Origin of the sequence: Lacibacter luteus (genome assembly GCF_004118265.1) — a bacterium.
Classification (GTDB): Bacteria; Bacteroidota; Bacteroidia; order Chitinophagales; family Chitinophagaceae; genus Lacibacter; species Lacibacter luteus.
Window position 1 is genome coordinate 284,263 of record NZ_SDHW01000003.1, and the last position, 24,862, is coordinate 309,124.

General features: G+C 40.1%; 17 protein-coding genes. 9 read left to right on the forward strand and 8 right to left on the reverse strand.

The genetic code is table 11. The features are described from left to right. Positions 1 to 25 precede the first annotated feature (25 nt). Genes ESA94_RS12355 through ESA94_RS12370 form a run of 4 tightly spaced genes read left to right on the forward strand, consistent with a single transcriptional unit; the run spans position 26 to position 3,150 of the window. Positions 26 to 451: a gamma-glutamylcyclotransferase family protein gene (locus tag ESA94_RS12355; RefSeq protein WP_129131216.1), complete on the forward strand. Its 426-nt coding sequence runs from the start codon at positions 26 to 28 to the stop codon at positions 449 to 451. 34 nt (positions 452 to 485) lie between these two features. Then, positions 486 to 1,241: a UDP-2,3-diacylglucosamine diphosphatase gene (locus ESA94_RS12360; protein ID WP_129131217.1), complete on the forward strand. Its 756-nt coding sequence runs from the start codon at positions 486 to 488 to the stop codon at positions 1,239 to 1,241. Next, positions 1,238 to 2,041: a hypothetical protein gene (locus tag ESA94_RS12365; protein WP_129131218.1), complete on the forward strand. Its 804-nt coding sequence runs from the start codon at positions 1,238 to 1,240 to the stop codon at positions 2,039 to 2,041. The genes ESA94_RS12360 and ESA94_RS12365 overlap by 4 nt, the downstream gene beginning before the upstream one ends. A gap of 35 nt (positions 2,042 to 2,076) precedes the next feature. After that, entirely contained in the window at positions 2,077 to 3,150 is a 1,074-nt protein-coding gene (locus tag ESA94_RS12370) for a mechanosensitive ion channel family protein (RefSeq protein ID WP_129131219.1), read from the forward strand. Positions 3,151 to 3,270: 120 nt separating this feature from the next. Here ESA94_RS12370 and ESA94_RS12375 read toward each other — a convergent pair whose 3' ends face one another. From ESA94_RS12375 to ESA94_RS12385, 3 genes are all read right to left on the reverse strand, one after another. Next, positions 3,271 to 3,783: a thioredoxin family protein gene (locus ESA94_RS12375; protein WP_129131220.1), complete on the reverse strand. Its 513-nt coding sequence runs from the start codon at positions 3,781 to 3,783 to the stop codon at positions 3,271 to 3,273. Positions 3,784 to 3,804: 21 nt separating this feature from the next. After that, entirely contained in the window at positions 3,805 to 4,257 is a 453-nt protein-coding gene (locus ESA94_RS12380) for a MerR family transcriptional regulator (protein WP_205755973.1), read from the reverse strand. 182 nt (positions 4,258 to 4,439) lie between these two features. Next, the gene (locus ESA94_RS12385; RefSeq protein WP_129131221.1) at positions 4,440 to 5,411 is read right to left on the reverse strand and encodes a M23 family metallopeptidase; all 972 of its coding nucleotides are present in this window, start codon (positions 5,409 to 5,411) and stop codon (positions 4,440 to 4,442) included. A 109-nt stretch (positions 5,412 to 5,520) separates the two neighbouring features. On the opposite strand from ESA94_RS12385, the gene alaS reads away from it, so the two are divergent. The 5 genes from alaS (at position 5,521) to ESA94_RS12410 (ending at position 12,679) form a co-directional block, all read left to right on the forward strand. Further along, positions 5,521 to 8,136, forward strand: coding sequence for an alanine--tRNA ligase (alaS, locus tag ESA94_RS12390; RefSeq protein ID WP_205755974.1), 2,616 nt, complete (start codon positions 5,521 to 5,523; stop codon positions 8,134 to 8,136). Between the two features lie 103 nt (positions 8,137 to 8,239). Next, on the forward strand, positions 8,240 to 8,785 hold the full coding sequence (locus tag ESA94_RS12395; RefSeq protein WP_129131222.1) for a GNAT family N-acetyltransferase: 546 nt from the start codon (positions 8,240 to 8,242) through the stop codon (positions 8,783 to 8,785). Positions 8,786 to 8,834: 49 nt separating this feature from the next. After that, complete coding sequence (locus ESA94_RS12400) at positions 8,835 to 9,887, forward strand: PDZ domain-containing protein (protein ID WP_129131223.1); 1,053 nt, start codon at positions 8,835 to 8,837, stop codon at positions 9,885 to 9,887. Between the two features lie 203 nt (positions 9,888 to 10,090). Continuing rightward, positions 10,091 to 11,545, forward strand: a complete 1,455-nt coding sequence (gatB, locus tag ESA94_RS12405) for an Asp-tRNA(Asn)/Glu-tRNA(Gln) amidotransferase subunit GatB (protein WP_129131224.1) — start codon at positions 10,091 to 10,093, stop codon at positions 11,543 to 11,545. Positions 11,546 to 11,548: 3 nt separating this feature from the next. Further along, a complete protein-coding gene (locus tag ESA94_RS12410) occupies positions 11,549 to 12,679 on the forward strand; it encodes an AhpC/TSA family protein (RefSeq protein ID WP_129131225.1) in 1,131 nt (376 codons plus the stop codon). 67 nt (positions 12,680 to 12,746) lie between these two features. Here the strand turns inward: ESA94_RS12410 and ESA94_RS12415 are convergent, their stop codons facing one another. The 5 genes from ESA94_RS12415 to ESA94_RS12435 all read right to left on the reverse strand — a co-directional run bounded on the left by ESA94_RS12415 (position 12,747) and on the right by ESA94_RS12435 (position 24,812). After that, entirely contained in the window at positions 12,747 to 14,192 is a 1,446-nt protein-coding gene (locus ESA94_RS12415) for a RagB/SusD family nutrient uptake outer membrane protein (protein WP_129131226.1), read from the reverse strand. A 20-nt stretch (positions 14,193 to 14,212) separates the two neighbouring features. Beyond that, positions 14,213 to 17,356 carry a SusC/RagA family TonB-linked outer membrane protein gene (locus ESA94_RS12420; protein ID WP_129131227.1) on the reverse strand — a complete coding sequence of 1,048 codons (3,144 nt, stop codon included), beginning with the start codon at positions 17,354 to 17,356 and terminating at the stop codon, positions 14,213 to 14,215. A gap of 295 nt (positions 17,357 to 17,651) precedes the next feature. Next, positions 17,652 to 19,085, reverse strand: a complete 1,434-nt coding sequence (locus ESA94_RS12425; RefSeq protein WP_164972726.1) for a RagB/SusD family nutrient uptake outer membrane protein — start codon at positions 19,083 to 19,085, stop codon at positions 17,652 to 17,654. A 23-nt stretch (positions 19,086 to 19,108) separates the two neighbouring features. Next, entirely contained in the window at positions 19,109 to 22,228 is a 3,120-nt protein-coding gene (locus ESA94_RS12430; protein ID WP_129131229.1) for a SusC/RagA family TonB-linked outer membrane protein, read from the reverse strand. A gap of 178 nt (positions 22,229 to 22,406) precedes the next feature. After that, positions 22,407 to 24,812, reverse strand: a complete 2,406-nt coding sequence (locus tag ESA94_RS12435; RefSeq protein WP_129131230.1) for an efflux RND transporter permease subunit — start codon at positions 24,810 to 24,812, stop codon at positions 22,407 to 22,409. Between the last annotated feature and the right edge of the window lie 50 nt (positions 24,813 to 24,862).

Genomic DNA, 24,862 nt, shown 5'->3' on the forward strand with positions numbered 1-24,862 from the left:
CCTTAACTCATTGTATCTTTAAGCCATGAACGATGCCATTCATTTAATTTTTGTTTACGGTAGTTTGCGCAGCGGATTTCCCGGTCCGGCATTTCAATACATTGCACCTTATTTTACCAAAGTAGCAGATGGAAAAGTAAAAGGAAAGCTCTACGATTTAGGAGAATATCCTGCCGCTTTGCCCACAACAGAAGACGCATACATTATTGGTGAATTATACCAGGCTAATTCAGCAGAAGAATTTGGTTGGGCTATTGCACAGTTAGATGATTACGAAGGCGTGCACCCCGAAGAAGGTGAAGAACAGTTATACGAACGTGCAGCAACAACCATTTATACCGACAAAGCTGAGTTTACTGCATGGATCTATTGGTACAAATGCGATGTAACCGGCAAGCCCGTAATTGAAAGCGGTGATGTGCTGGAATATCAGCGCAGCAAAGCAAATTAACAACGGAGTTACAGAGCTTCTTTATATTTGTTTGATGCAGATTCCCGAAGGCAAAAAAATATATTTTCTTTCCGATTTTCATTTGGGGGCACCCACTTATGAGCAAAGTCTTGTTCGTGAAAAAAAGATCGTTCAGTTTCTTGATGAAATTAAAAGCGATGCAGCTGTAATTTTTATCGTGGGTGATATGTTCGATTTCTGGTACGAATATCGCACAGTGGTTCCAAAAGGGTTTGTTCGGTTGTTAGGCAAACTTGCAGAGATCACCGATGCGGGTATAGCTGTTCATTTTTTTGTTGGCAATCATGATATGTGGATGAAAGATTATTTGCAGACAGAATTGAATATACCTGTGTATTACGAACCGAAAGAATTTGGATTCAACGGCAAGCAATTTTTAGTTGGTCATGGCGATGGATTAGGCCCCGGCGATCATGGATATAAAATGCTGAAGAAGATTTTTCGCAACCCGGCATGTCAGTGGTTATTTGGAATTTTACCGCCGGTTGTTGGTGTGGGCCTGGCCAATTATTTAAGCCGGAGAAGCCGTGCACAAACCGGCGCAACAGAAGAAACATTTTTAGGTGAAAATCAGGAATGGCTTATCATCTATTGCAAAGAAGTGCTGCAACAAAAAAAGTTCGATTTTTTTGTGTTCGGGCATAGACATCTGCCCATTGATTTTCGTCTGACTAATGAAAGCCGGTACATTAACCTTGGCGACTGGATACGTTATTTCAGCTATGCAGTGTTTGATGGAAAAAACCTTGAACTGAATTATTACAAATGAGCAAACATGTACTCTTACTGATCAGTCTTTTTGTAATGTTGTCTGTAGCAGCACAGGAAACAGCATTTACAGAAGCTAAAGCTATTGAAGGGGAGTACAGCAATTTTACAGTTGATAATCTTGGTAATTATTTACTGCTGTCGAAAAACAATCAACTGAAAAAACTTACAGCTAACGGCGATTCTGTTGGAGTGTTTAATGATGTAAGGCGTTATGGCAAGCTGCATTCAATTGATGCAACAAATCCATTAAAATTACTGCTCTACTATAAAAATTTTGCAACAGTGGTTGTACTCGATCGGTTTCTAAATATTGTAAACACGATTGATCTGCGTAAGCAGAATATTTTCCAGGTAAAAGCAATTGCACAGAGTTACGATAACAATATCTGGGTATACGATGAACAGGCAAGTAAACTGAAGAAGATCGGTGAAGATGGAAAAGTACTGAGCGAAACAGTTGATTTCAGAATGATCTTTGATGAAGCACCAACACCTGTGCAGATCTTCGACCAGGATGGTTTTGTTTATCTCTACGATCCCGAAAAAGGCGTGTACGTGTTTGATATTTACGGTACATTCAAAACCAAATTATCGTACACAGGCCTCAGCAATTTAACAGTGGTAGGCAAAACAATTATTGGTATCGAAAACCAATCGCTTATTGCGTACACTACAGGTACATTTACCGAAAAGCGGTTGACCTTGCCCGTTCCGGCGGCTCAAATAGAAAAAGCGGTTATACGTCCCGGTCATTTTTATGTGTTAAAGAGCGACCGTATTCAGCATTTTACATTTTAAACGTTGTCTCACTCACCGAGTTTGTATTTTTGCGTATGCAAGAATTTCTTCACACGATTGTTTTAGATAATCCGCTTGTAAGTTATTTATGGATAGCAGGTATTCTGCTGGCCATGTATTTATTGAAAGGAATTGTTTCCCGTTTTCTCTGTGGTTTGTTGTATGGATTTTTTCCCGGTGCAAAAAAGTATGTAAGCCGTAATCAGTTTATTGCATTGGTGTTGATACCAATGGAATGGTTTGTTGTATGGATGGTGGTTATTTTTTCTTTTCATAAACTCAACTTCCCCAAAGTACTCGAGGTGGAGTTGTACAAAATAACCTCGAAGGAAATTATTGAAGCAACAGGTAAAGCCATATTAGTTGTATTATTCATTCGCCTGTTACGCCGCTTCATCGATTTTCTTGCATTGGTGCTTAAAGCAAAAGCCGATCAAACAGAAGACCAGGCCGATAACCAGCTGGTGGTTTTCTTTCGTGATTTCTTTAAAGCCATTGCACTCATTATTGGTGTAATTATGTTTTCGAAGTTTGTGTTGAAGTTTGATGTGTCGAACCTCATTACAGGACTCAGCATTGTTACTGCTGCAATTGCGTTGGCTACAAAAGAAAGTCTGGAGAACCTGATTGCATCCTTTATCATTTTCTTCGATAAGCCCTTTACACTCGGCGATCTGGTAAAGGTCGAAACCATTACAGGTACAGTAGAGAAAATTGGTTTACGAAGCACCCGCATCCGTACCGATCAGAAGACATTTGTTACGATGCCTAACAAAAAAATGGTGGATAGTATTCTCGATAATCTTTCGTTACGTACACAACGTAAAGCCGAAATAAAACTGGAGCTTAGAGTAGATACTACTGCACAACAATTAATGAAACTGCAACAAAAAGCCGGACAGTTATTGGAGCAACATGAACTGATTGAGTCGGGTACTGCCTTTGTAACCGAGATAGGCGCTAAATCAATTGCAATACAGGTTGATTATTTTACTGCAGTAATTGATTTCAATGTGTTCCAGGAACTGAAACAAACCATCAATCTCGAACTCATCAGCATTATGAAATCGCTGCAGATAGAACATGCAGCTTTACGGGAGGCGGAATAACATAAACGTCATTGCGAGTTAACAACTCCGGCCAAAGCGTGGGAGGCACGAAGCAATCTTCAACAACGGAGGGAAAGAGGTTACTCGTAAAACAAAAGGAATTGTTGGAATATGCTTTGGCTATTTTGCTTTCGCTAATACCTCAGCCAATTCTTTATCGTACACACCGTACTTACCATATTCTTCAACACGGCCGATTTCTTTGCCGGCTTTCAGTACAAGAATGGTAGGCGCTTTCGTTACATTTAATGCCTGGCATAATGAACCAAGCGTTGTTTTGTTACGATCAACACCAATTATCGTCAGGCGTTTTTTATCGAAGCCAACCTGGTTCAACAGTTTTAAAAACTGCGGATACACATTGTGCGAATCTTCGCACCAGGTGCCAATGAATACAACAAACTGAATCGTGTCTTTTACTGCAGTAAGCGTTGTTACACAATCAGCATTGGGTTTATACCAGCTGATGTCGTTCTTCATCCAGGAAAAAGCTTCATCGTTCTGTATAATTTCCGGGCTTAAAATTCCTTTCAATGTTTTTAATCCATTGTTGGGGTCTTTCGAAACTTCGTATTGTACCTGTGCAGAACTATTGAGGGCAATGAGTAAAAATGCGGCTGTTAAAAATTTCATGTGTTTGCTTAAACGTTTCAATTAAAGGTCGGCCTTGATCGTTAACAGGAATTGTTTTATCTGTTGCAGACTTTTTACAAGCTCAAAACGTGCATCGGTTTCATCCTTATGTTTTTTAAGGTAATCCTTTGCAGCTTCAATGCTGTATTTTTTATAACGCAACAGGTAATAGATAAGATGCACTTTTTTTAATTCGGTTGCATTAAAAAAGCGATCTCCTTTTTTATTCTTTCTTGGTTTTAAAAAACTAAACTCAGTTTCCCAATGGCGAACAGATGAAGGATTGATCTGGAACATATCGCACACTTCACCAATACTGTAATACAATTTTTTGCTTAACTCTTCATCACTGGGTAGTTCAACAAACATCGTTTCATCAACAGGTTCTTTCAAACTTTTTCGTCCACGTTTTTGTTTGGGCTTGGGCGGTTTATTCAACGGCTTACGTCCACGACGTGGCGCTGCTTTCGGCATGCCATCATCCTTGGGCGTAAAATCAAAATCAAATGATATTTGCGATTGCGTTGCCAGCGGAATGTAGTTTCAGCAAAAGTAAGGAAACAGTTGATAGCTTATGGTTGATAGTTCATCGCAGTCTCCGATTGTTCATCCCTCAATGTTGTATTGTCTATGAACTATGAACCATCAACTATGAATTAATCAAAACTCTGGTTACCCGTTGCAGCAATTTTCAGCATACGGTCAAACTCTTCCGGCGAAAGATCGTTGTAGAAGAAATAGATGGGGTCAAGATCACGACCGTTTTTATGTACTTCGTAATGCAGGTGAGGGCCGGTACTTTTTCCCGTACTTCCAACCCAGCCAATTACTTCACCTCTGCGAATTTTTTGTCCGTTTCTTGCTTTAACACGAACCATGTGTCCGTATAATGTTTCATAACCGTAACCATGATTGATCACCACATGATTACCGTAACCATTACCTGTATTGCCGGCGAGAGTTACGGTGCCATCAGCTGTTGCATAAATAGGCGTACCCTGTGGTGCAGCAAAATCGAGCCCGGCGTGAAACTTGGTGGTTTTATAAACAGGATCGATACGGTAACCAAAACCCGATGCAAGTCTTGAAAGTTCTTTATTACTTACCGGTTGAATGGCAGGTGTTGCAGCTAACAATGCTTCTTTGTTCTTCACCATTCCTTCAATAGCAGTAAACGAAGTGGTTTGTGCATACAGCCTGTTGCGGAGTGTATTGATCTGTTGAATAATGGATGTATTGAGTTCATCTTCGCTAAGGCTTGCTATTAAACGGTCCTCAGCTTGTTTTTCAATCATTTTGGCACGGGCACTGTCGGGCAAAGGATTGGCTTCAAAAATAGAACGGTAAACCTGGTTATCACGCTTTTCAATTTCACGCAGGCTTTGGTTCATGCGTTTGATCTCTTCATTGAGGATGCTGTAATTATCTTTCAGCCGGTTATTTTCTTTATGTAGTTTTTGTTCGTTGGCAGAAGGAAAATAGCGGTAAGATATCTGCATAAACAGAAACCCTGCTACTGAAACAGCAGCAAGAAAACTGAAGACACGCAACAACTTTACACGCAGTGGTGTAACCAGTTTTTCGTACCGGAGGGTGTTGGTATTATAGAAATACTTGACTTTCTTCATACAGGCAATCCGCAGTGCTGTGGTTTAACTTACCTTTGCTTCCCCTTTTGGGGTATTTACAAAGATAGGAGTATCACTTCTCAAAAATCAATCCAAATAACGGTTGAACATGATGACAGCAGCAGAAATAAGACAACAATTTTTAGATTTTTTTGCATCTAAGAAGCACCAGATCGTTCCTTCTGCACCCATTGTAGTAAAGAACGATCCTACGCTTTTGTTTACCAATGCAGGTATGAACCAGTTCAAGGATTATTTCCTCGGCAACCGTAAAGCAGAAAATCCAAGAGTGGCCGATACGCAAAAATGTTTGCGTGTTAGCGGTAAGCATAACGACCTGGAAGAAGTGGGCGTTGATACTTATCACCACACCATGTTTGAAATGCTGGGCAACTGGAGCTTTGGCGATTACTTTAAAGCTGAAGCTATTGCATGGAGCTGGGAGCTGCTTGCTGAAGTGTATAAAATTCCGAAAGATCGTTTATACGTTACCGTGTTTGAAGGTGATGCAAAAGAGAATCTGCCGAAAGATGAAGAAGCGTGGAATGAATGGAAGAAAGTGATTGCAGAAGACCGCATTTTACTTGGCAATAAAAAAGACAATTTCTGGGAGATGGGTGATACAGGACCTTGTGGCCCCTGTACCGAAATACATGTTGATTGTAGAACTGATGAAGAACGTAAACAGGTTGATGGAAAAACATTGGTGAACAACGATCATCCGCAGGTGATTGAAATATGGAACAATGTATTCATCCAGTTTAACCGAATGAAAGATGGATCGCTTGAGCAATTACCCGCCAAGCATGTAGATACAGGTATGGGTTTTGAACGTTTAACACGTGTACTGCAAAACAAACAAAGCAATTACGATACAGATATTTTTACCGGCACCATTGCAACTGTTGAAAATATTGTAGCCAAAAAATATACTGCAGGTGATGATAAGGAAAGCGTAGCGTTTCGTGTACTGGCCGATCATATCCGTGCAATCTGTTTTACCATTGCCGATGGACAGTTACCAAGCAATACCGGTGCAGGTTATGTTATCCGCCGGATTTTAAGAAGGGCTGTTCGTTACTACTATTCTTATCTCGGTTACAAGCAACCGTTATTACATCAGCTGGTGCCGGTATTGGCAACACAGTTTGAAAATGTATTTTCTGAACTAAAAGCACAGGAAGCATTTGTACAAAAAGTAGTGAAGGAAGAAGAGGATGCTTTCTTACGTACATTGGAAAAAGGATTGAAACGTATCGATGATATCATCAATACTACTAAAGAAGTAATTGATGGTAAAGCTGCGTTTGAGTTGTTTGACACCTATGGTTTCCCCATTGATCTTACACGTTTGATTGCGGGCGAAAACAAATTAGCCATTGACGAAAAGGGTTTTGATGCAGCATTGAGCGAACAGAAAGAACGTAGCCGTGCTGCAACAACAATTGATACCGAAGATTGGGTAGAAGTGCTGCCAACTGATAAAATTTCGTTTGTAGGTTACGATGCTGTTACAGCAGAGACAAAACTCGTTAAGTATCGTAAGGTAAACATCAAGGGCAAAGCTGCCTGCCAGTTGGTATTGCAATCAACACCTTTCTATGCAGAAAGTGGTGGACAGGTTGGTGATACCGGTGTGTTGTTGTTTGAAGGCGAAGAAGTTGTTGTTACAGATACAAAAAAGGAGAACGATCTCATTATTCATTTCACTGAACAATTACCTGTAAACATCACAGGCGTTGTTGCAGCCAAAGTAAATGCCGATCGTCGTAAGAAAATAACAGTGCATCATTCTGCTACACACCTAATGCATGCAGCATTACGTAAAGTATTGGGTACACATGTGGCACAAAAAGGTAGTTTGGTAAACGATCAATACCTGCGTTTCGACTTTTCGCATTTTGCAAAAGTGACCGATGAAGAAATGGCACAAGTAGAAGCGATCGTTAATGAAAAGATCCGTGAAAATGTTCCGGTAATCATTAAATCAATGCCAAAAGAAGAAGCAATTGCTATGGGTGCAATGGCATTGTTTGGCGAAAAATATGCTGATGAAGTACGAGTAGTTATTATCGACCCAACTTATTCTATTGAGTTGTGCGGTGGTACACATGTTGGTTCAACAGGTGAACTTGGGTTATTTAAATTCACAAGTGAAGGTGCGGTAGCTGCAGGTGTACGTCGTGTAGAAGCCGTTACAGGTTTTGCCGCTGAGCAATATGTAAATGAACATTTTGCTTCAATCCGTGCAATCCGAGAGCAACTTAAGAATCCAAAGGATCTGGGCAAATCAATTGAAAACCTGCAATCGGAAAACAGTGATCTAAAAAAGAAACTGGAGAAACTGGAAGCACGTCAGCTTGTTGCTTTGCGTAACGAACTGTTGCAGAAAGATGAGATCATTAACAATGTAACCTTCATTGGCGATATAGTTGAAGTAAGCAATGCAGATGCGTTGAAGAAAGTTTGCTTCGATCTCAAAACAAATCTCAACGATTATGTAGCTGTGCTTTGTGCCAACATTGATGGCAAACCATTTGTTGCAGTAGGCATCAGCGATACGGTTGCTGCAGCGAAACAACTCGATGCAGGAAAAATCATTAAAGAACATATTGCTCCATTGATCAAAGGTGGCGGTGGCGGACAAAAAACGTTGGCAACAGCCGGTGGCCAGGATGTAAGCAACCTGCAACAGGTGATTGAGAAAGTGAAAGGTTTATTATAGTGTCTGACGTCTCATAGAGCGTCTGACACATTTAGGAAATTCATTCAAAGTATAAAACTACCGTAGTCAAAAGCTGCGGTAGTTTTATTTTAAACCTCATCATATGCAAATTATTTTCGAAACAGCAAGATTATACTTTCGTCAATTTACAAGTGAAGATGCTCCACTCATCTTTGCATTAAATCAACATGCAGCAGTTGTAAAGTACGTGCACGAACTTCCGTTGTTAACGGTAGCCGATGCTGAGCGGGTGCTGCAAAATTCCATTCTTCCGCAATACAGTAAATATGATCTTGGACGGTATGCTGTATATACAAAACACAGCAATGCGTTTATTGGCTGGTGCGGTTTAAAGTACCGGCAGGAAATTGATGAGGTGGATCTTGGTTATCGTTTTATTCCCTCATCGTGGGGCAAAGGTTATGGTACCGAAGCTGCAGCAAATACATTGCACTATGGTTTTCAAACAAAGAAACTCAATCGTATTACAGGCAGGGCACATATCGAAAACATTGCTTCGCTAACTATACTTCGGAAAATAGGTATGCAGTATCTCTGTAACGAAGTGGTTGATAATTGCCCGGTTGAAACCTATGAAGCCTTCAACCCAAATGTTAAAAAATCAGAAAATCTCCGAAATAATTCGTAAATAAGAAAATCTTCGTACATTAGCTTCATCAAATTAAAACCTTATTCAAATGAAGCGAATTTCCTTGTACGCAATGGCCCTTGTAGCCGCTACCCAATTGCTTGCTGTTGCAGCATCTGCACAGGATAAAGTAGAGAAGAAAGAAAAGCGGGTGAAAGAAGAAAAGAAAGAACAGATCATCATTCGCAAAAAAGGCGATAAAACAGAAAAGACCACGATCGTTATTGAAGGCGACAAAGTAACTGTAAACGGAAAGCCCGTAGAAAAGGGCGATAAAGATGTGATCATCCAACGCTTTGATGATGATATGCTCATGCTCCGTTCACCGAAGCTGCGTGTTAGTCCGCCAAGAGTTTATCACCGTTACAATGGTGCTCAAAACTGGGAACTGTTTAACAGCGATCAGTTTAAACACGATTTTAAAATAAACTGGAAAAGCGGTGCATTGCTGGGCGTTGTCAGTAACGATCATGCAAAAGGTGCTGAATTGGAAACAGTACAAAAAGAATCGGCTGCAGAAAAAGCAGGCCTGCAAAAAGGCGATATCATTACTAAAGTTGGCGATAAGAAAATTACAAGTCAATCCGACTTAAGTACAGCTATCCGTGCACAAAAGCCAAACGATGAAGTTGAGATTTCCTACATACGTGATGGAAAAGAAAAGAATGTGAAAGTAAAGCTGGGTGAAGGAAAAGGACCGGAAGGCATGCATGAATTTAAAATGGAAATGCCCGAATTTAAAGAGTTTAATCCCGGTCAGTTTCATCTGCAGATCCCCCGTTTTGAAGGAATGAATGAGAATGTGTTTATGTACAGAACCGGTCGTCCGCAGTTGGGTATTACCATCCAGGATACTGAAGAAGGAAACGGCGTGAAAATTCTGGAAGTTGATGCGGATTCACCTGCTGCAAAAAGTGGTTTGCAAAAGGATGATGTGATTACGGAAGTAGATGGCAAAGCTGTTAAAACAGTTGGTGAAACAAGGGAAGCACTTCGTGGTAAACCCGAACAAAATCTCTGGAATGTGAAGTTGCTACGGGGCGGCAAAACGGTAAACGTAGAAGTGAAGATTCCGAAAAAACTGCAAAAAGCCGATTTATAAATTTTTCTCATGCTCTGATATAGCGCTGCCCCCGTTTTTTAACGGGGGCTTTTTTGTGCATTTACTCACATAAGCTTCCACCGAAAACGGGTATTTTTGCGAACCCTGAAACCAAGGAGACCCTGAGCGAAGTCGAAGGGGCTTCTATAGAATATTGAGCGAAGTCGAAATATTCGGTAGAAAATGGAATGTTATTTACAACTATGTCAAATTATTCAGAGAAATACGAAGCCGTTGTTGGTTTGGAAGTACATGCACAATTACTTACAAAAAGTAAATTGTTTTGTGGCGATGATGCCAGCTTTGGTGCATTGCCCAACACACATGTCAGTCCGATCGTGTTAGCACATCCCGGTACTTTACCCAAACTTAACAAAGATGCTATTGCGTTGGCCGTACGGATGGGGCTTGCCTGCAATTGCGAAATAGAACGCAAAAACTATTTTGCACGCAAGCATTATTTCTATCCCGACTTACCGAAAGGTTACCAGCTTTCGCAGCACACCACACCGGTTTGTATTGGTGGTTTTGTAAAAATTAAAACAACAGAAGGCGAACGCAATGTGCAGCTCAACCGTATTCATATGGAAGAGGATGCAGGAAAGAGTATGCACGATCAGGATGATGTTTATTCTGTTGTTGATTACAATAGAGCAGGTGTACCCTTAATTGAAATTGTAAGCGAGCCCGATCTGCACAGTGGCGATGAGGCTGCGGCTTATTTAACAGAGGTTCGCAAACTTGTACGTACGCTTAATGTGTGCGATGGCAATATGGAAGAAGGAAGTTTGCGTTGCGATGCGAATATTTCTATTCGTTTAAAAGGCGATCCTAAACTTGGAACTAAGGTTGAAATTAAAAACCTTAACTCAATCCGCTTCTTAAAAAAGGCGATCGATCATGAAGTAATGCGCATGATTGATATGAAAGAGAAAGGAGAAACAATCTTGCAACAAACAAGAGGATTCAATCCCGATACAGAAACAACATTTGCTATCCGCACAAAAGAAGATGCAGATGATTATCGCTACATGGCCGATCCGGATCTGCCACCGTTTATTATTTCCGAAGAGTTTATTGCAAACATCCGTGCATCATTACCGGAGTTAAGCGAACAAAAGAAAGAACGCTTTATGCAGCAATATGCACTACCTGCTTATGACGCAGGTTTGCTGAGCGAAGACATGGAGCTGGCTGCTTATTTTGAAGAAGCAGCAAGATCATCAACACAATACAAACAGATCGCTAACTGGTTATTAGGTCCGGTTAAATCGGTATTGAACGAAGAAGGAAAAGAATTGGCAACGCTGCCGTTAACACCTGCACAGCTTGTATCCATTTTGCAGATCGTAGAAGAAGGAAAGGTGAGTCATACAATGGCGGTGCAGAAATTATTTCCGGCTATGCTTCAATTAAACAACGGATCACCGGCAGAACAATTGGCACAGGAGTTGAACCTTTTGCAGGAGCGTAACGAAGATGCATTGCAGCAATTGATTGAAGAGGTATTAAACAGCATGCCGCAAAAAGTAACCGAATACAAAAAAGGAAAGAAAGGATTGCTTGGTTTGTTTGTAGGAGAAGTAATGAAAAAGTCAAAAGGTAAAGCCGATCCCAAACTGCTGAATCAATTAGTAACAGAAAAATTAGCGAATTAAATTATGATAAAGAAAATCGGAATCGTTGTTATCGTTGCGGCAAGCATGGCAGCATGTAAGAGCAATGGAAGTAAAAATTTTACTGTAAGCGGTGAAGTAAAAGATGCTCCGGCAACAGTGGTTTATCTTGAACAGATCTCGTTCGAAAACATGCCGCCGCAGGTATTAGACAGTATTACAGTTAAGGATGGAAAATTTTCATTGAAAGGAAAAGCAGCAGAAGAAAGTTTACTGCAGCTTCGTTTTCCGCAGGTAGAAAAAAGTCCGTTGTTTTTTGTAATCAACGACAAGTCGGATATTACGATCAAAGGCGATTGGCAAGATATACGTAAAGTAAGTTACAGCGGTTCGCCTGCAAGTGAACGTTTGCAAAAGTTTGTTGACTCCTTATCGGTAACGCAACAGAAATTATACGCCATGCAATACCAGTTGCAAAACGAAGTGCAGGGCGATAGTTTGCGTATGATAAAGCAGAATGAAATGAACGGTATGTTATCCGCATTTCGGGAGTATGTAAAGAAAACAGCTGCTGAAGATAACAGCCCGATGGTAAGCATGTTTGCAACCTCCATAAATGTTGGAGTCGATGCTGCTGAAAACGAAGCGATGTACAACAATCTTGTAAAGCGTTTTCCAAACCATACAGGTATTCAATCGGTAGTAAAACAGTTTCGTGAAAGTGTTGCACAAGCGCAACAACCGAAAGCATCAACACCTCCTGTTGGAACAGTTGCACCGGATATTACCATGCCCGATGTAAATGGTAAAAATGTTTCGTTAAGTAGTTTTCGTGGTAAATATGTGTTGGTTGATTTTTGGGCAAGCTGGTGCGGCCCATGCCGTGGCGAAAATCCAAACGTAGTAGCAGCCTACAATAAATTCAAGAATAAAAATTTCACTATCGTTGGAGTATCGCTCGATAAAACAAAAGATGCCTGGATAAAAGCAATTCAGGAAGATGGTTTAACATGGACACATATCAGTGATCTTAAATTCTGGGATAGCGAAGCAGTAGGTTTATATGGATTCAATGGAATTCCTTATAACGTATTGATTGACCCAGCCGGTAAAATTATTGCCGACAATTTAAGAGGCAGTGCATTGGAGCAGAAGCTGGCAGAAGTGTTGCAGTAAAAATATTTACTAATAAAAAAGCCCCGCCAATTGGCGGGGCTTTTTTATTATGCTCAATTGGTTATAATTAATAACCAGTATTTTGCTGACAGGATTTGTTTACCAATAATTCTGCAATTGAAATTGGCCAAATGTACTGATTGGCTGATGGCGCTACTGAACCAACGGATCCTTTAGCAGGGAATGTTGCGTTGGTACGTGCGATGTCAGAAGATCTGAAACCTTCGCCGAGTAGTTCAATTCTTCTTTCATTCAAAATTAAATTTACCAACTCATCTTTTGTTGCTGGAGTAAAATCTGCAATGGTTGCATCAGAACGCTTACGAATAGCATTAAGAATAGCAAGAGCTCTTGCATTTACAGCAGTGCCTGCTTCATTTCGGGCTAATGCTTCTGAAAGATTCAGCATTACCTCAGCATAACGAATTACAGGGCTCCAGTCAGCTGCGTTGTTTGGATTTGGGAATTTACGTAACCATGTTTGACCTCCGGATTCAACTAATAAACCTCTGCGTGCGTCAGAAGTTCTCCATCCGGCATCAGCATAAATACCTGGTGCAACTATATTTAAGGCAAATTCGCCACCACCGTTAGGGCCTGGGTTATAATACCATCCCAATCCATTTTGTGTGCCGGGCACATCTAATGCAGTAAAAGGCATTGAGAAAATTGCTTCAGCTGAAGTGTAATTGGTATATACCGTAGCAACATTTGCTAACAAACCGTTTGCAACACCTGTTGATGCGTTCCAAGGGGCAGCGTTCGGTACGAGTTTGTTTCCTTCGGTAATAACATTAGCCCATTGACCCATGTTTAAATACACTCGGGTTTTCATTGATGCTGCTGTGTTTTTATGCGCACGGGTTGTATTAAGCGTTGCGTTTGCATATGTAGAAGGAAGGTCTGTTTCTGCCTCGTTGAGATCTTTTATAATTTGTGTATAAATCTCTCCAGCTGTTGCACGGGTTTGATTTTGATCTCCACTTGAAGTTTCAGGCTGCAATTTGAGAATGATGCCCAACTTGCTTCCATTACCATCAGTATATGGGCGGGCGTACAATTGCATAAGAATAAAATAAGAATTTGCTCGAACAAATTTTGCTTCTGCAATCAGATTCTTCTTCAGACCATCACTTATTGTTGATTTTGTTAAACCATCAATTACAACATTGCAACGATTAATTGCTGCATAGCCGGCAGCCCACAGATTTTGCACTTCGTTAGCACTGGCTGTTAAGTTAAACTGCCATGTAAGCCATGCTGTTACTGCATTGTTTGTTCTGTTAATAAATTCCTCGCCACGAACATCCTGGTAAACCTGGTAACGGCCAGCTAACATGTTACCGTTTTTAATGGCAGAGTACAAACCATTTACCTGTTGTACCGAACGTGAAGAATCGCTGAAAGCAACAGCGTCAGACAATGCTGTTTGAGGAATGGGATCGAGTTTTGATTTGTTACAACTAACTGCAGCGGTAACAATCAGTAGAAACGATGCTATTTTAAGTTTCATAATGTTCTTGTTTTAATTAATTATAATCCAATGTTAACGCCAACGTTAAAGCTTCTAGCTTGAGGTACAGAGTTGCGATCAACACTTGGGTTACCATTGCCATTACCGTTTGAAGAAATTTCAGGATCGTATCCTGTGTACTTCGTTAAAGTAAAGGCATTAAGGATTTGTGCATAGAAACGGAAATTGTTGATACCGATTTTTTCTGTAACAGTTTTAGGTAAAGAATAGCCTAAGGTTAAAGAACGCATTTTAAGGAAGTCTCCTTTTTCAACGTTTTCGCTCATAACAATACCAGAGCCGTTTGAAATATTATCGCCGAATACAATGCGAGGAATGGTTGTTACATCGCCTGCTTTGGTCCAACGGTTTAATACTTCTGTAGAGTTGTTCCAGCTACGCATATCTCTTAAACCTGCTTTTGTACCATTGTATACATAGTTACCGCCACTGAAGAAGAACAGCATGTTCAAATCAAAACCATTATAACGAATGGTATTATCCCAACCTCCTGTCCATTTAGGAAGTGCTGGACCCATAATAATTCCATCGTTTGCCTGATCTGCAACACGTGGAGCAACGGCGCCGGATGAAACCAATGTCCAACGTGAAGCTACAGGAGCCGCATGGTTGTATTGTACTGCCGTACCATCACGATAATAGAAGATTCGTTGTCCGTTTGCAGGGTTAACACCACCTGAACGTACAACATAAAAACTACCGATTGACTGACCAACACGGATCATGCTTGGGCGCTCAAGACCCGATGTTGCCGGTTGAATATCGGCATTACCTGCAGCAAGAGCAGTTACTTCGTTTTTCAATGTTGTTATGTTGAAACTCGTATTCCAGGAAAACCCTTGTTTTTGGATAACGTTGGCATTGATTGTAAATTCAAAACCTTTGTTGCTCATACTACCAACGTTGGTAAGAATTGAGTTACCGGGAATACCTCTTGATGGCGCTTGTGGTTCTGCCAGAATAAGATTATCTACATTGTTAATGTAATAAGTAGCTTCAACATTCAAACGGTTTTTGAGGAATCCAAGCTCAAGCCCGATGTCAGTTTTCTGACTGGTTTCCCACTTAAGGTTACGATTACCTGCCTGTGAGAAGAATAAAGAAGGATTACTGCCATATAACCCACTGCTGAAAAAGCTCCAGAATGCAAAATCATTAATACCTTGATTGTTACCAACAACACCATAACTGCCTCTAAGTTTAAGATTGCTTAAAACGTTAGAGATATCTGAGTTTTTGAAAAACTCTTCTTCACTAACTACCCAACCGGCAGAAGCACCCCAGAAGTTACCATATTTATTTTCTGGAGCAAATGCTGAATAACCATCACGACGGCCGTTAATTGATAAAAGATACTTTTTATCGTAATCGTAGTTTACACGACCAAAGAAAGAAACCAGATAGTTTTCGCTAAGGAAGTTTGCGAAAGGCACAATGGTATTGAAGCCACCCTGAAATTCGTTGTAAAACGGATCGGTTACACCTTGACGGTTTGCACCCCATCCATCAGAGGAAGTATATTGCTGTTCGTTACCTACAAGTGCAGTAAGATTGTGGTTGCCAAAACTCTTTACATAGTTCAGTACATTGGTCCAGTTCCATCTTCTGAATGTTTGAAGGTTATTAAAGGCAGAACCACCGTTTGAAACACCATCACCATGTAATGCATTCTGGAATGTTTTGTTTACAACATTCAGATTGTCGATGCCAAATGTTGTACGGAAGCTTAAACCATCTATGATTTTTACATTACCGTACACGTTTGAAATAATGCGATCGCTTGTTGAAGAGAACCGGTTAAGATCCAATAAAACCTGAGGGTTTGTAAACTGTAAAGCTGTAAGATTACCGCCTTGTCCGATTGTATTACTTACAGTGTTGATGTTATATGCGCCGTTGTTCAAATAAACAGGAACGTTTGGCATCAGGTTAAAACCTAAACGGGCAATACCGGATGTTGCAAATGCGCCACCTGGAACCGATCCTGAGTTAACGCCTGTATTATTTGTATTTGCATATTGAAATTTGCCACCGATAGTAATGCGGTTATTTACTTTATGATCAAGGTTCATTGTGGCATTTAAACGTGTGAAATCGTTTTGTCTGATCATGCCTTCCTGCTTGGTATAGCCAGCAGAGAAATAGTAATTTGTTTTTTCGTTAGCACCAGAAACACTTACGTTATGATTTTGTGATGTTCCTGTTCTGTAAATAACATCATACCATTTTGTATCAACAGGGTTTCCATCTGGACCGATATAAGGATAAAAACCTCTTGTAGTTCCATTAGGAGGAGTTCCTGCGTTTGTTAAGCCTTCGTTCTTGATGGTTTCGTATTCACGACCATTAAGAACAGGTATAAGATTGTATGGTTTTGTAAAGCCAACCCATGCATCATAGCTTACACGTGCACGGCCTTGCTTACCTTTTTTTGTGGTGATGATTAATACACCGGCAGATGCTCTTGAACCATAGATCGCAGCAGCTGCTGCATCTTTTAAAACCTCGATGCTTTCAATGTCGGTAGGGTTAATATCTCCCAGAGGGTTGTTTGCGGCATTACCATTACCAACATCTCCTGAAAAAGATGGAATACCATCAACTACAACAAGTGGAAATGAACTTAAGCTGATTGAGTTTACACCACGTATACGAATAACCGGAGGATTATTAACAACACCGTTCGGGATTGTGATGCTAACACCAGCTGCACGACCGGATAATGCCTGATCGAAACTTTGTACAGGTAAATCCTTAACCTTATCGCCTCCAATAGTTACAACACTACCGGTAAGATCTTTTTTGCGTACTGTACCATACCCTACAACCACAACCTCTGACAATGCTTTGTCTTCGGATGCAAGTTTTACGGCAAATTCGCTTCTGTTGCCAATACTTACTTCTTGGGCGGCAAAATTTACAAAAGTAAAAACCAAAATTCTTGCTGATGCCGGAACAGTTAATCGGAAACTTCCGTCTGTTCCTGTAGATGTACCAACTGTAGTACCTTTTACTGTTACGGATACGCCGGCAAGAGGGCTTCCGTCTTTTTCGTCTGTTACCTTACCGGTAACCGTCTTATCCTGTGCTAGGATCTGTAAAGAGCACAGCAGAAAAGACATCATAATTACAAGTTTTCTCATGTAGTGTTGATTTATGATTGAAAATTGATTCCAATACGAATAGGGTTTAAAATAGGTTGGAATTATGAATATAAGGTATTCGGGAAAATATTGCAGCAATCACAAAACCAATTCGTACAAATTTTCTAATCTTTTACCTGACTTAAAAATTAGACAAGATTTATCGTTTAAAGCTGCACATTACCATAAACAATTGCATTTGACGCTTATTTACAGGATGCCTCAGAATTATTTTCTTAAATAAAAAGGCCGCCTCACAAATGAGGCGGCCTTTATTTAGTTGGAAAACTATTTATTATTTATAACCCGGATTTTGTTGCATGTTCGGATTAGCATTCAACTCAGTTTGCGGAATTGGTAATACGAATCTGTAATCATTTGCAGGTAAAGTTTGGCCTGTAACCGTAGGTGCATCAGCAGCCAAACGTTGTACAGCTAAGCCTTTACGTTTCAAATCCCAAAAACGATGACCTTCAAATGGCAATTCTTTAAAACGTTCTGTTATAATCGCATCTATCGCCGCCTGTTTAGTAGCAAAAACTTCATTTACATAACCTGTAATGCGGGCAGCACGTAATGCATTAATATCGCTTTCAGCACTGTTTGCTCCGGTTATTTTGTTTTGCTCAGCTCTTGCTTCAGCACGGATAAGATACATTTCGCCTGTTCTGTAAACTTTTGCATTGTTTACATTTTCAGTACCGCTACCAATACCACCACCAATGTATTTTACAACTATACGGGATGGGCGACCGAGACCAGAATAAATAGGTTCGTCTTTAATATAAGTTGCAAAACGAACGTCGTTTGTCTGATCGTAACTGTTCCACAGTTTTGAAGAAGGCTTCCAGATGTTTGTACCAGGAGCCGTTACCAAGCCAGTGTTTCTGAATAATGAACCAATACGGCCACCTACAGAAACTGTTCTTACTAATTGGAATGCAACTTCAGTTGTATTTGCATCAGACCATATACCAGGAAATTGTGCCGATGTAGCTAAAGGCAAAGCATTAATGTATGCCGTTGCATAGGTTTCAGCATCTGCCCAGTTACCAGTGTACAATGCAATACGTGCATGAAGCCCATTAGCAGCCGCAAGTGTTGCTCTGTTTTTATCAGTCAGATTGTTTGGAAGCAATGGTTTTGCTTCATTGATATCTGCATTGATTTTTTGGAAATATTCTGCGAGTTGAATTCGACCTTGCGGAAGTAAGTTTGGCGTTGTCATGTAAGGCATTGCCAAAGCAGTAGCATTATAGTTTCCGCAATAGTATCTGAACAATTCAAAATGACAATACGCTCTTAAAAAGAGTGCCTCGCCTTTTAAACGAGCACGTTTTGTATTGTCGCCAACTTTTGTAGAGTCTGCTGTATTAACAACTGCAAGAATACGATTTGCTCTGTCAATAATAGTATAGTTGGGGTTAATAGCTGTGAAGTTATCACGGATACCAACATCTGTAGGTGAATATTGCCATTCGTGTGTTGTTGCTGCATTGTAAAACTCACCGGCAGTAGCAACTTCATCAGAAAGGGTGGAGTTGAACAAAATGCCCATTTCAACACCAACACCTGCATATGCACCAATAACAGCTGATTCTACGTTGGTAACGGTTTTTAATGCCACATCGCCGGCAATAAGATCTGTTTCCTGGATGTTGATCAACTTCTTACAAGAAGAAGCAGATAACAATGCAACCAAAGGAAGTATTAATTTATATTTTTTCATTTTTTCAAACATTTTGTGATCGATTAGAAGTTAATATCCAAGCCTACAACCATTGCTCTAGGGTTCGGGAATTCGTGCAAACTGATATTGTTATCATCTTCAGGATCCTGACCACGCCAAGGGCTCCAGATAAAGAGGTTCTGACCTTGTACGTAGAATTTAGCAGACTTAATTAAGCGGAAGCTGCCAACTGAAATTTCAGGAATTTGATATGAAACATTCAGGTTTCTGAAACGAAGGAATTGTGCTTCGTGTACATCAGACGAAGTAAAGCCTCTGTCGTAAGCAGGTGATTGATAATACTTCACATCACCTGGTTTTTGCCATTGGTCAGTTAACAGAATTCTGTTAGCGTTAACTGCGTTGTGGTAACCAGGGGTACCTCTGGTTGTCCAGTTTTCTGTATTGTTATAACGTGTAACATCAAACTGGTAAGAGAATAATGCACTGATTGTAAAACGTTGAATACGTACATCAGCAGTAAAGCCACCAATGTGTTTAGGAAGGAATGTACCGAATTTGTGGAACAATGCACCTTCGCTAACATTGGTAGTTGTAGTTCCATCTGCTTTTTCAAACATTGGACGACCTGTTGCAGGATCTGCACCAAGGTAATGTTGTGTATAGTGTGTACCGTATGGCAAACCTTCTTTAATAATAAAGGTTCCTACAACGTATTCACTCACAAGTCCAAGGTCTTCAATTTTGTTTTTATTAATCGAGTGGTTACCACCGATCGTGATATCAATATTCTTTGTTTTAAGAACATCAACACTTACAGTAAATTCCAAACCCTTGTTCGACATTGTACCTGCATTAATTGGCAAAGTACCGCCTCCAAAACCTGAGTTACCTGGCAATGGTTGACTTACGAACAAATCTTTTGTGATGTTTCTGTAAGCTTCAACAGTAAATCTTGCTCTGTTTTTCCATAATGCGAAATCAACACCGATGTTTGTTTTCTCAATGGTTTCAATTTTCAGATTAGGGTTACCTGGTGTTGCCGGAACTAAACCGGTAAGTGATGAACCTGCAAATGCATTTGTATTAGAGAAAGTAGGCATTTGAGGACCGAGATAGTTAGTAACACCATAAATACCGCCACCTGAAATTCCGTACGTGCCGGTACCAATAGATCCAATGTTAGGAACAGCGCCATAAGATGCCTTCACTTTCAGATCTGTTAACACGTTTTGATTGCTCAGGAAATTTTCTTTGATCGCATCCCAACTAAGACCAACAGCCCAAGTTGTGATTTCTTTGTTTGCTTCATTCAGGATTCTTGAAGTACCATCTCTTCTTAAGCTACCGCTGATTGTATACTTGTTATCATATGTATAGCGACCAGTTGCGAAATAAGAACGGATACCAAATCCGGATTTAGCACTCGATGCAGGTTGTGTATATGTACCTGATGTAGTTGTTAAAGAACCTGCACCTTGTCCTGTTTGGTTTAAACGTGGATCGAGGTTATAAAGTACAAATCCTAAACCTTTTTGATAGCCTCTTACAACTTCGAAATAAGCTCCTGCTTCGAGGTCATTCTTACCAAAGCGTTTAGAGAAAATTGCAGACGTTGTATTAATGAGTTGTGTTCTCATTCTAAACGTTTCAGCATCATAGCCAGAGTTGCCAGGTAATTGAAGACTACCAACATAAGAGTTGGCATTAATTGCACGTTGAGCATACTCACTACCAATATCAACACCAAAGGTGTTTTTAATTGTTAAATAAGGCATGATTTTGAAAGCAGTAGTAATACCTGAGTTGATTTTGATTTGCTTATCAGTCCAGGTAGAATTGTTAGCACCTTCAATTGCGTTGCCGATTTGTTTCAGGAATGTTGCTGTTTGAGCGCCAAAGAGTAAGCTTCCATTAGGTCCGCCATATGGATTTTCGTAAGGTTTTGCTCTCCAAACAATCTGGAAAGGGTTACGTGGCGAGTTACCATACCAGGAACCTTCGTTTTGATCGGTATGTGAAAAACCAACCAATGTATTGAATTGCAGGCTGAATTTGCCAATTGTATTGTCAAGATTAAATCTTGTAGTGTAACGCTTTAATCTTGATTTCAGATCCACACCTTTCTGATCAAAATATGAAGCAGACATGAAATATCTTGTAGCAGTAGTACCACCACTCATATTAATTTCATGTGTTTGCGAAAGACCTTGTCTGAAAAGGATATCGTAAAAATTAGTGTTGATACCACCTAAACTGTCACGCAGAAAATCTCTGCGAGCCTGCTCAGTAGAAGTTGCTGTTGCGTAAGTTGGATTCAATTTTGAGTAAGCCCAACCAGCGCCGGTACTTGCAACACCCATCAAGCCTAAACGTTCTTCATACTGCATAATTTCAGTAGTATTCATCATGTTAAACTTATTAGGGTTTGGAGCTTGCGTCATACCAATCTGAGAGCGATAAGTAAAGTTTGCCTGTCCGGATTTACCTCTTTTGGTTGTAATTACGATAACACCCAAACCACCACGTGCACCATATTGTGCAGCAGCGCTCGCATCTTTCAATACTGTAATTGATTCGAAATCGTTGGGGTTAACAGTTTGCATGTCGAAAGAAGGAAGAGGAACTCCATCTACAATAAACAAAGGCTGTTGACCTGCACCTGAAATTGACGAAATACCACGGATTGTGATATTTGCACTTGCTCCAGGCTGGCCGCTTCCTGAGTTTACCAACATACCTGGTGCACGACCTTGCAGGGCTTGATCAAATGCTCCAACCGGTACAGTTTCCACAACTTTGCCGCTTAAAATTGATGCAGAACCAGTAAACTGGGTCTTCTTTTCACGTGAATAACCTGTTACAACAACTTCCTGCAGGTTTTTTTCATTAGAACCTAAACCAACATTAATTGTAGATCGGCCACTGATGGCCATTTCTATGGTTTCGTAGTTAACAAAAGTAAAAATGAGGGATTTAGCAGAAGAGGGGATACTCAATCGATAAAGTCCATCGGCACCAGTGGTTGTTCCAATAGTTGTGCCTTTTACTGTTACAGATACTCCTGCCAATGGAGTTCCGTCTTTTTCGTCTGTTACTTTACCGGTAACAGTTCTGTCTTGTGCAAATACCTGTGTAATACACAGTAAGAGCACAAACGCAATACTTACAAGTTTTCTCATACTCGTTTAAGGTTTATTAGTGAAAATTGTTTCAGTTGTTGAAGTGTTATCAGAGGATTAAGTCAGTTATTTTGGGTGCTTTTTAAAAAAAGCGATGCCAAATGTAACGGCAAATGTTAAGACTTGTTAACAGGAAGACAGAAATATTACAATGTTGCTGCTTTAAAACACAATTTTTTTATGAACGGTATGTCTTCTTTTTACCTGTAGTAATTAATAACACAGGTAGTAACACAAGGTTCGTGATCATGGCTACTAAAAGCGTAAGCGATGTAAGCCAACCCAATGCCTGTGTTCCGCCAAAGCCTGAGAAGCAGAAAATAATAAAACCAGCTACCAATACCAGTGATGTATAAATAATACTGATGCCTGTATGTCGAATGGTTTGTTTTACTGTTTCAGCAGTTTCATGTTTGTGCAAGGGTAATTCCTGTTTGTAGTTAATTAAAAAACGGATGGTAACATCAATGGCAATACCAAGTGCAACACTGAAAACCAACACGGTACTTGGCTTTAGCGGAATGCCAACCCAGCCCATTACGCCGGCTGTTATAACCAAAGGAATAATATTTGGAATAAGTGAACAGATAAGAATACGTAACGATCGGAACAGGTATAACATGCACAATGCAATTAATAAAAAAGCCCAGAAAATACTTTCTTTTAAACCGTTAATAATAAAACGACTGCCTTCTACGAAAATAATACTCGTGCCTGTTAACTGAATATTTGCCGAACGTTGTAAACGGCTTGAATCAATTTCGGCTGCTTTTACTTCCCCTTTGTTGATCATTGCAGCATATTCAATGCTGTCGGCGTTAAACAATTCTTCTGCTTTTTGTTGAACTGCTGTCAGAATTTTCGGCAAGCTGTCACTGCCAACATCGGCCATGTTTACACTAATGCGGGCTTTTTGTTTTGTGCTGTCAACAAAGTTGCTTACCAGTTTTACGAAGTTGTTGTTCTTGCTGTTACTGTCTGCTTTCATTTGCAGATAAGGTGCAAGAAATGCAAGATCAAATTCATTAGGCACCTGGTACATATTACTATCGCCATCGTAATAAGCCTGACGTGCAAATTTCAACCCTTCCGTTAATGCAAGTGCTTTACCAATTTCCGGGCGACGTTGCAGATATTGTACAAGCGAATCAATTTTTGTTAAGTTGGAAATACTGCGTACTGCACCTTGTTTCTTTTTAGTGTCAACCACAATTTCCAATGGCATTACACCGGAAAAATGTTGTTCAAAGAATTTCAGATCAACATAGAGTTTATCATTTTTTGGCAAATCATCAACAATGTAACCAACGCTTTTTAAACGCATAACACCCATTAATGAAACCAGTACTAATACTGTTGTTGCAGTGTAAATGTATTTTGGATGATTGAATACCCACAACTCAATACGCATGATCCATCTGTTGAGGCGCTCATTTTCGAGGTAACGTACATGACGTTGTTTTGGTGCAGGTAAATAACTTAATACAACCGGAATAAGAATAAATGAAATGACAAACAGCACCATAATGTTGATGCCAGCAACAATACCAAACTCACGAAGGATTTGGCTTTTGGTTAACGCAAATACTGCAAAACCAATGGCAGCAGCAATGTTACAGAAGAGTGTAACAATACCCATCCGCCCGATCATATTGATGAGCGAAAGATTTTTATCGCCTGTTTTTTTATACTCTGTATGAAATTTATTGAGGAAGTATACACAGTTGGGAATACCAATTACAACCATCAATGGCGGAATCAATGCATTAAGGATGGTGATCTTATAACCAAACATCACCATTGTTGCAATGCTCCAGATAACACCAATAATCACCACTGCCATGCTTAACCACATGGTGCTGAACGAACGGAAGAAAATCAACAGAATTAATGCAGAAAGCAATACCGAGCCCAGTAAAAAATATTGCATTTCCGAAGCTATACGTGTACTCATTACCGTACGTACATGCGGCAAACCACTAAGGTGCATGGTTGTATTATATTCTTTCTCAAATGCAGTTACGAGTTTAATTACACCGTTAACTGATACATCTCTTTTCTTTGAGTTAAGAACTTCTTTATTAATGCGCACAGCAATCATGTACACGTTCGCATCAGGGTTATAGAACAAACCCTTATAAAACGGAAGATTGTACAATACCTGTTTGCAACTGTCGAGTTGTGCCTGTGTGGAAATTGTTTGTGGAAACACAGTTACGGTACGTAATTTTTCACCGGTTGTATCTTTTATCAAGGCCACAGCCGCACTAATGCTAAGTACATCTTCAACACCTTTTACTTTTTTTATTTCGCTTTGCAAGTTGGTGAACGAACGAAAGAAATTCAACTCAAACAGATCTTTCTTCTCAAAGCCTACTACCAGCAAACTACCATCTTCACCAAACTTCTTTTTGAACGCTTCGTATTCGAGGTATTTCGGATGATCGATAGGAATTGCTTTTGCATTGTCGTAGCTGCGTTGCACTTTGGCAGCAAAAAAAGCCATTACGGCGGTTGAAAGAATTACAGCTATTAAAAGAGGAAGTCTGTTACGCAATACCCATTTACCCAAGTTATACCACATGCTGTCAGATACGTTTAATTTAAAATAAGCAGCGCAAAGAAACGCCATTC